Source organism: Edaphosphingomonas fennica, assembly GCF_003034225.1.
Lineage (GTDB): Bacteria > Pseudomonadota > Alphaproteobacteria > Sphingomonadales > Sphingomonadaceae > Sphingomonas_E > Sphingomonas_E fennica.
The window spans coordinates 1-5,270 of record NZ_PHHF01000059.1; the positions used below are offsets into that span (position 1 = coordinate 1).

A 5,270-nucleotide genomic window follows, 5' to 3' on the forward strand; every position below is an offset into this window, starting at 1 on the left:
TATGACCGCCGCGCCGATGTCTTCCTCGGCAGCATCCACCTCGCCGCCGCCATCACATGGTGGTTATGAGTCCCGGCCCTACGACAACCGTTGGGTCAACGCGCAGCGGATCGAGGTGTCAGGGCGCGCACTGCTGGGTCCGGTGGTCTCTCAGCTCGCAAGCGGCGATTACTGAGACCGGTCGAGCCACGGGCGAGCGGGACCCGCAGAACACTCGTTCGATCGGGCTGGCCCGAGCGTCGCACCGGGCCGCCCCGCCCGTGCCGCAAGTCCCGGCAGAGCGGCCCGGTGACAGGCTCTTAGCGGCCCAATCGCGCCCGCAGATATGCCTCCACCTCGATGACCTTGAGGCCCTTGCGCGCGTTGAAGGTGTTGGCCTTGTCCCACCACATGCCGTCGCCCAGGGCGAAGGCGGCGCGGTAGCGGGTCATCACATCCTCCGGCGCTACGGCGAGGTCGGCGCGCAGCTTGTCGAGGGTCCACGCCTCCTTCTGGAAGGTGCGGCCGGTGACGCGCTCGACCACGTCCGCCAGATGGCCGTAGGAGATGGTGTCGCCCGCCACGAATACCACCTCGTTGGCGATCCGCGGTTCGGTCATGAGGATTTCGGTCGTCAGCTTGCCCACGTCCTCCGGCGTCGTCACCGTAACCTTGGTTTCCCAGCTGCCGAGGCCGTGAATGGTGCCGCGGTCGAGGTTGACCACGTCGAAGGCCGGTTCGAACAGAAAGCTGGTGAACATCCCGGTCTGGACGATCACCCATTCCACATCCTGCTGGGAACGGAGGAGCTGGCGCACCTCATACTGCTCGTCGAAGACGGGCTGGCCGCTTCCGCGCCCGACGATGTCGTAATCGACCCCGAACTGCCACGGGAAGTAGCGCTTGACGCCTGCCTTCATCACGGCGCGCGTGATCCGCAGCTGCGTGCCCGGGCCGGCGACGAACCCGGTACAGTTGAGCACCGTCCGGTAACGGCTGAACAATTCGGCCAACGCATCCTCCTCAGAGCTGAGGTCGAAGCCGATGACCTCGACGCCGAGGGCCCGCAGCTCCTCCAAGCTAGTCTCGTCCTGCTCGGTGGGGCTGTCCACCGTCTGGGGCGCGACCAGCGCGGTGAGCGGCTGACCCGCCGCCCGCACCTTCGGTGCAAGGGCGCGCAGCACCGCCATTCCGAGTTGACCGGCGCCGAGCACCAGCATGTCGCGCAGATCGACTTTTCCGTTTTCCATTGTCATTTGCCTTTTCCTTTCGATTGAATCCGTTCGCGCCGCACGGCGCGTCACGTGGCCTGATTGATGACATTGACCTGGCAGAACTCGGCGAGGCCCAGCTCCGTCCACTCGACGCCGATGCCCGATTGCTTCGCGCCTGCGAGCGGCACCTCGGGGCCGAAGTTCAGATGCTGGTTCACCCAGACCGTGCCGGACTGCATCCGCTCCGCCAGCGCCTTGGCGCGGGCGGCGTCCCCGGACCAGACCGAGCCGCCGAGGCCGAAATCGCTGCGGTTGGCCCGGCTCAGCGCGTCCTCGCTGTCCGCGACCCGGATGATGGGCAGGACGGGGCAGAACTGCTCCTGCGCGACCAGCTCGCTCGTGTCGTCGATGTCGCGCACGACGGTCGGGTGGACGAAATAGCCCGGCCCCTCGACCACCGTGCCGCCCGCAATCACGCGACCGTCGCGATGGGCCACCTCGATGAAGTGCTTCGCCTTCTCGAACTGCTGCCGGTTCTGGAGCGGACCGAAGCGGGAGGACGGGTCATTGCCCGGCCCCACGATCGCCTCGCGGGCGCGGCGCGCCACCGCCTCGCTGAAGGCGTCGTAGATCGCATCGGCGACGTAGACGCGCTTGATGGCAAGGCAGGCCTGGCCGGTGTTGAAGAAGGCGGCGTTGAAGATGCGCTCGGCCACCTCCTCCACGTTCACGTCGTCGAGCACGATCGCGGCGTCGTTGCCGCCCAGCTCCAGCGTCAGACGCTTCAGCGTCGGCGCCGCGCTCGCCATGATCCGCCGCCCGGTCGCCGTGGACCCGGTGAAGGTGACCTTGGCGATATCCGGGTGGGAGGTGAGCAGGTCGCCGAGATCGTTCTGGTCGGTGATGACGTTGAGCACGCCGGGGGGCAGGATGCCGGCCGCCAGCTCGCCGATCATGAGGGTGAGGATCGGCGTGGTCGGCGCGGGCTTCATCACCATGGTGTTGCCCGCCATCAGCGCGGGCGCGATCTTCGCCGCCGGGATGAGCAGCGGGAAGTTCCACGGGCTGATCCCCGCGACAACGCCGAGCGGGCGATGGCGCAGCTCGACCCGGCCGCCCGCGACCCCGAAGGCCTTGTGGGGCAGCCTCAGGCCCGCAAAATAGCGGATGAAGGCGATGGAATAGTCCACCTCGTCCGCCGCCTCGCGGCGCGGCTTGCCCTGCTCGGCCACCATGGTGTCGATGAAGGCGTCACGGTGCTGCGCCATGGCGTCGGCGAGCGCCTGCAGCCGCTCGCTGCGCGCCTCCCAGCCAAGGGCATCCCACGCGGGCTGGGCCTTCTTGGCGGCCGCGATGGCCGCTTCCGCCTGCGCCCGGGAGGCGCGGGCCACCGTCGCGAACACGTCGCCCGTGGCGGGGTTGATGACGTCGAGGGTGTGGTCGCCCGCCACCAACGCGCCGTTGATGAGCAGTCTTGATCCGAATTTCATATCTTCTCTCCAACTGGAAGGTCGTGCCCGGCGTTTACTGGGAGGGGACGGCTAGCCGTGGTGCGGTCTGATGCCGCTGCCGTGCTCGCGAATGATGCGCCAGTCGTTGCCCGATCGCCGCCAAACGAGGCTTGAAAGCGTGTGCACGCGGCCTTCTTCGCCTTCGGCGGTCACAAAGGAGGTGACGAATTGAACACTCATGACGGCGAGGTCGCCCGACACCAGTGGGTGCGGTTCGCCGATCATGACGTTGGTCAACTTCCTCATGGTCGGGATGACTGCGTCCCAGATCGCGGCATATTGGGACGCGGACATGTTCACTCGCCGTTCCTTATCGAAGTCGTCAAAGAACTGCGTGCCTTCGGAAGACCAATCATAGAATCGTGCGAGACGTTCATAAAAATCGAACGGTTCGTCTGGGGTGTGTCGCCATCCATTTTCTACCCAATCGCGGGCCAGATCTGAGAGGATTTTGACATCGTCTCTCGGTAATATCGTTCCTTCCGCCATCGTTTGCTCCGTGTCTGATAGCTTCGAGCGGTAGATCTGAAGGATATGGACACGGATGCGGGATGATAAGCGTGACGAATTTGATTTGATTGTTTGCTTAATTCGAATAATTTATGGTTGAGGAAAGGCGCAGTGTGCTCGCGTTTCCGGCCAATTGCGCTGGGAGAGGCAGGATGGATCGATTTCAAGCCATGGAGCTGTTCAAGCGCGTGGTGGAAACCGGAAGCTTCCGGCGCGCGGCGGAGACTTCGCGCGTCCTGCCGTCCACCGTGACGAAGGCCGTCAAGGATTTGGAAGCGCATCTGGGAGCGCAGCTCCTGAAGAGGACCACCCGGGCGATAAGTCTCACCGATGCGGGGCTGCGATACTATGACAGCTGTACGGCCATCCTGCGCGAACTGCAGGCGGCAGAGGACGCCATCGCGGAATCGGAAGGAACGATTCGCGGCGCTATCCGGGTCGGAACGACCCCGTCGATTGCGCGGCAATTCGTCGTCCCGGCGCTCCCACAGCTGGTCTTGCGATATCCGGATATCGAAATCGATCTGCACCTGAGCGACGGTTTATCGGATCTTGTCCAGGAGAGTATCGATTGCGTTATCAGGGCGGGCGTACCGCAGCCCTCCAGCCTCATCGTGCGCCGTCTCGCCAACTTTGACTGGTATGTTTGCGGATCGCCCGAATATCTGGACCGCTACGGCACGCCGGCATGCGTCGCCGACCTTGGAGAGCATGTCGCGGTGGGTTACACGGACAGCCGGACCGGCCGTCCGTTGAGCTGGACGTTCGGCGAGGGCAAGGGGGCGACTTCGGTGGCCATGACGCGGCGGGTCACGGTGAATGACACGGATGCCTATATTGCTGCGGGGATTGCCGGGCTCGGCCTTATCCGCGCCGCCGGCTATATGGTCCACAAGCCCTTGTCCGACGGGCGCCTTGTTAAGGTCCTCGGCGATGTGGAGGCGCCGACGGATCCGCTATCGATACTATATCCGCCCAGTCGTCATCTTTCGCCCGCAGTGCGCACCTTTATCGACTGGTGCGTGGAGATTATCGGCCGGGAGGCTGTCTGCTGGTGATGTCCAGTTGGGAAACGGGCATGGCGGTGGCCTGGATGCCTTCGCGATCCGCCGGTATTTTGCCTGGCCCGAACCGGTTCGGAAGGCGCCGCGCTTCGCCCCTTCCAGGCCTCGTGCGGGTGCGCAAAAAAAGCGGGCTGGAGGAAGGACTCCAGCCCAAGTCGGGAGGTGCAGTGGTTAAAGGCGGTAAGCAACGCCGACGAGAACCTGGTGGCGGTCGAACTTGCCACGGCCATCACTCAGATCGGAATAGCGATACTCGAGGCGGGTCGAGATCCTGTCAGTGAAAGCACGCTCGACGCCGCCGCCAATAAGCCATCCGTCACGGTTTTCGGTTGATGAACGGAGGCTGGACCTGTCCTTGATCGACGTACGGAATCTGGCGTTGGTGTAGCCGCCGCGCGCATAGATCAATGTGTTGTCGGTGACCAGATAGCCGGCCCGCGCCGTCAGGTCGATCGATCGTTTCGGATCAACCGACATAAGGGCGGTGCCGGTGTCGCGGGTGAAGCGGTCATTGATGCCGAAGTCCAGGCCGACCTCGGCGCCGATCACGAAGCGCGATCCGATCTGGCGGTCGTATCCCGCGAACACACCGGCCGAGACCGCGTCGTGCGAGCGGCTCGCCGCGAGGTTGCCGAGACGTGTGGAAAATGTCCCTGCGTCATGTTCGGACCAGCCGGCCTGGGCGCCGATGAACGGACCGTCAAACGTCTGGGCCGAAACGGCCGGGCTCATACCCGCCGCGAGCGCGGCGGCCCCGAACGAAAGTGCAATCTTCTTCATTCTAAACTCCTCAAGTCACGCCCCGGGAAGGGCCTGCGGTTGAGGATTTGCTGTTTGCGGGCTGGCTTTGTAGGCAGAAAAATCTGAATTGACTGTTTCCAAATTTTGAACTTGTCCGGCGTCGTGCCTCATCCTAGGGCCGGGACTCATAACCACCATGTGATGGCGGCGGCGAGGTGGATGCTGCCGAGGAAGACATCGGCGCGGCGGTC

At 64.3% G+C, this 5,270-nt stretch carries 5 protein-coding genes; 1 reads left to right on the forward strand and 4 read right to left on the reverse strand.

All coding sequences use genetic code 11. The features are described 5' to 3' along the window. Positions 1 to 299: 299 nt before the first annotated feature. The 3 genes from CV103_RS14355 to CV103_RS14365 are packed head-to-tail and all read right to left on the reverse strand — an operon-like array spanning position 300 to position 3,193. Positions 300 to 1,235 carry an aromatic alcohol reductase gene (locus CV103_RS14355; RefSeq protein WP_010400317.1) on the reverse strand — a complete coding sequence of 312 codons (936 nt, stop codon included), beginning with the start codon at positions 1,233 to 1,235 and terminating at the stop codon, positions 300 to 302. A 44-nt stretch (positions 1,236 to 1,279) separates the two neighbouring features. Next, positions 1,280 to 2,683 (reverse strand): aldehyde dehydrogenase family protein, encoded by a 1,404-nt coding sequence (locus CV103_RS14360; protein ID WP_010400316.1) that lies wholly within the window; start codon positions 2,681 to 2,683, stop codon positions 1,280 to 1,282. Positions 2,684 to 2,734: 51 nt separating this feature from the next. Continuing rightward, entirely contained in the window at positions 2,735 to 3,193 is a 459-nt protein-coding gene (locus CV103_RS14365; RefSeq protein ID WP_010400314.1) for a Cif family virulence factor, read from the reverse strand. Positions 3,194 to 3,384: 191 nt separating this feature from the next. On the opposite strand from CV103_RS14365, the gene CV103_RS14370 reads away from it, so the two are divergent. Continuing rightward, positions 3,385 to 4,272, forward strand: coding sequence for a LysR family transcriptional regulator (locus CV103_RS14370; protein WP_211314406.1), 888 nt, complete (start codon positions 3,385 to 3,387; stop codon positions 4,270 to 4,272). Between the two features lie 177 nt (positions 4,273 to 4,449). On the opposite strand, the gene CV103_RS14375 is transcribed toward CV103_RS14370, so the two are convergent. Next, positions 4,450 to 5,058: an outer membrane beta-barrel protein gene (locus CV103_RS14375; RefSeq protein ID WP_010400310.1), complete on the reverse strand. Its 609-nt coding sequence runs from the start codon at positions 5,056 to 5,058 to the stop codon at positions 4,450 to 4,452. Positions 5,059 to 5,270 lie beyond the last annotated feature (212 nt).

What these genes read in the sequence shown, in the direction of transcription:
- CV103_RS14375 (WP_010400310.1), bottom strand. Translation starts at nt 5,058, where the DNA reads ATGAAGAAGATTGCACTTTCGTTCGGGGCCGCCGCGCTCGCGGCGGGT.
- CV103_RS14370 (WP_211314406.1), top strand. Translation starts at nt 3,385, where the DNA reads ATGGAGCTGTTCAAGCGCGTGGTGGAAACCGGAAGCTTCCGGCGCGCG.
- CV103_RS14360 (WP_010400316.1), bottom strand. Translation starts at nt 2,683, where the DNA reads ATGAAATTCGGATCAAGACTGCTCATCAACGGCGCGTTGGTGGCGGGC.
- CV103_RS14355 (WP_010400317.1), bottom strand. Translation starts at nt 1,235, where the DNA reads ATGACAATGGAAAACGGAAAAGTCGATCTGCGCGACATGCTGGTGCTC.
- CV103_RS14365 (WP_010400314.1), bottom strand. Translation starts at nt 3,193, where the DNA reads ATGGCGGAAGGAACGATATTACCGAGAGACGATGTCAAAATCCTCTCA.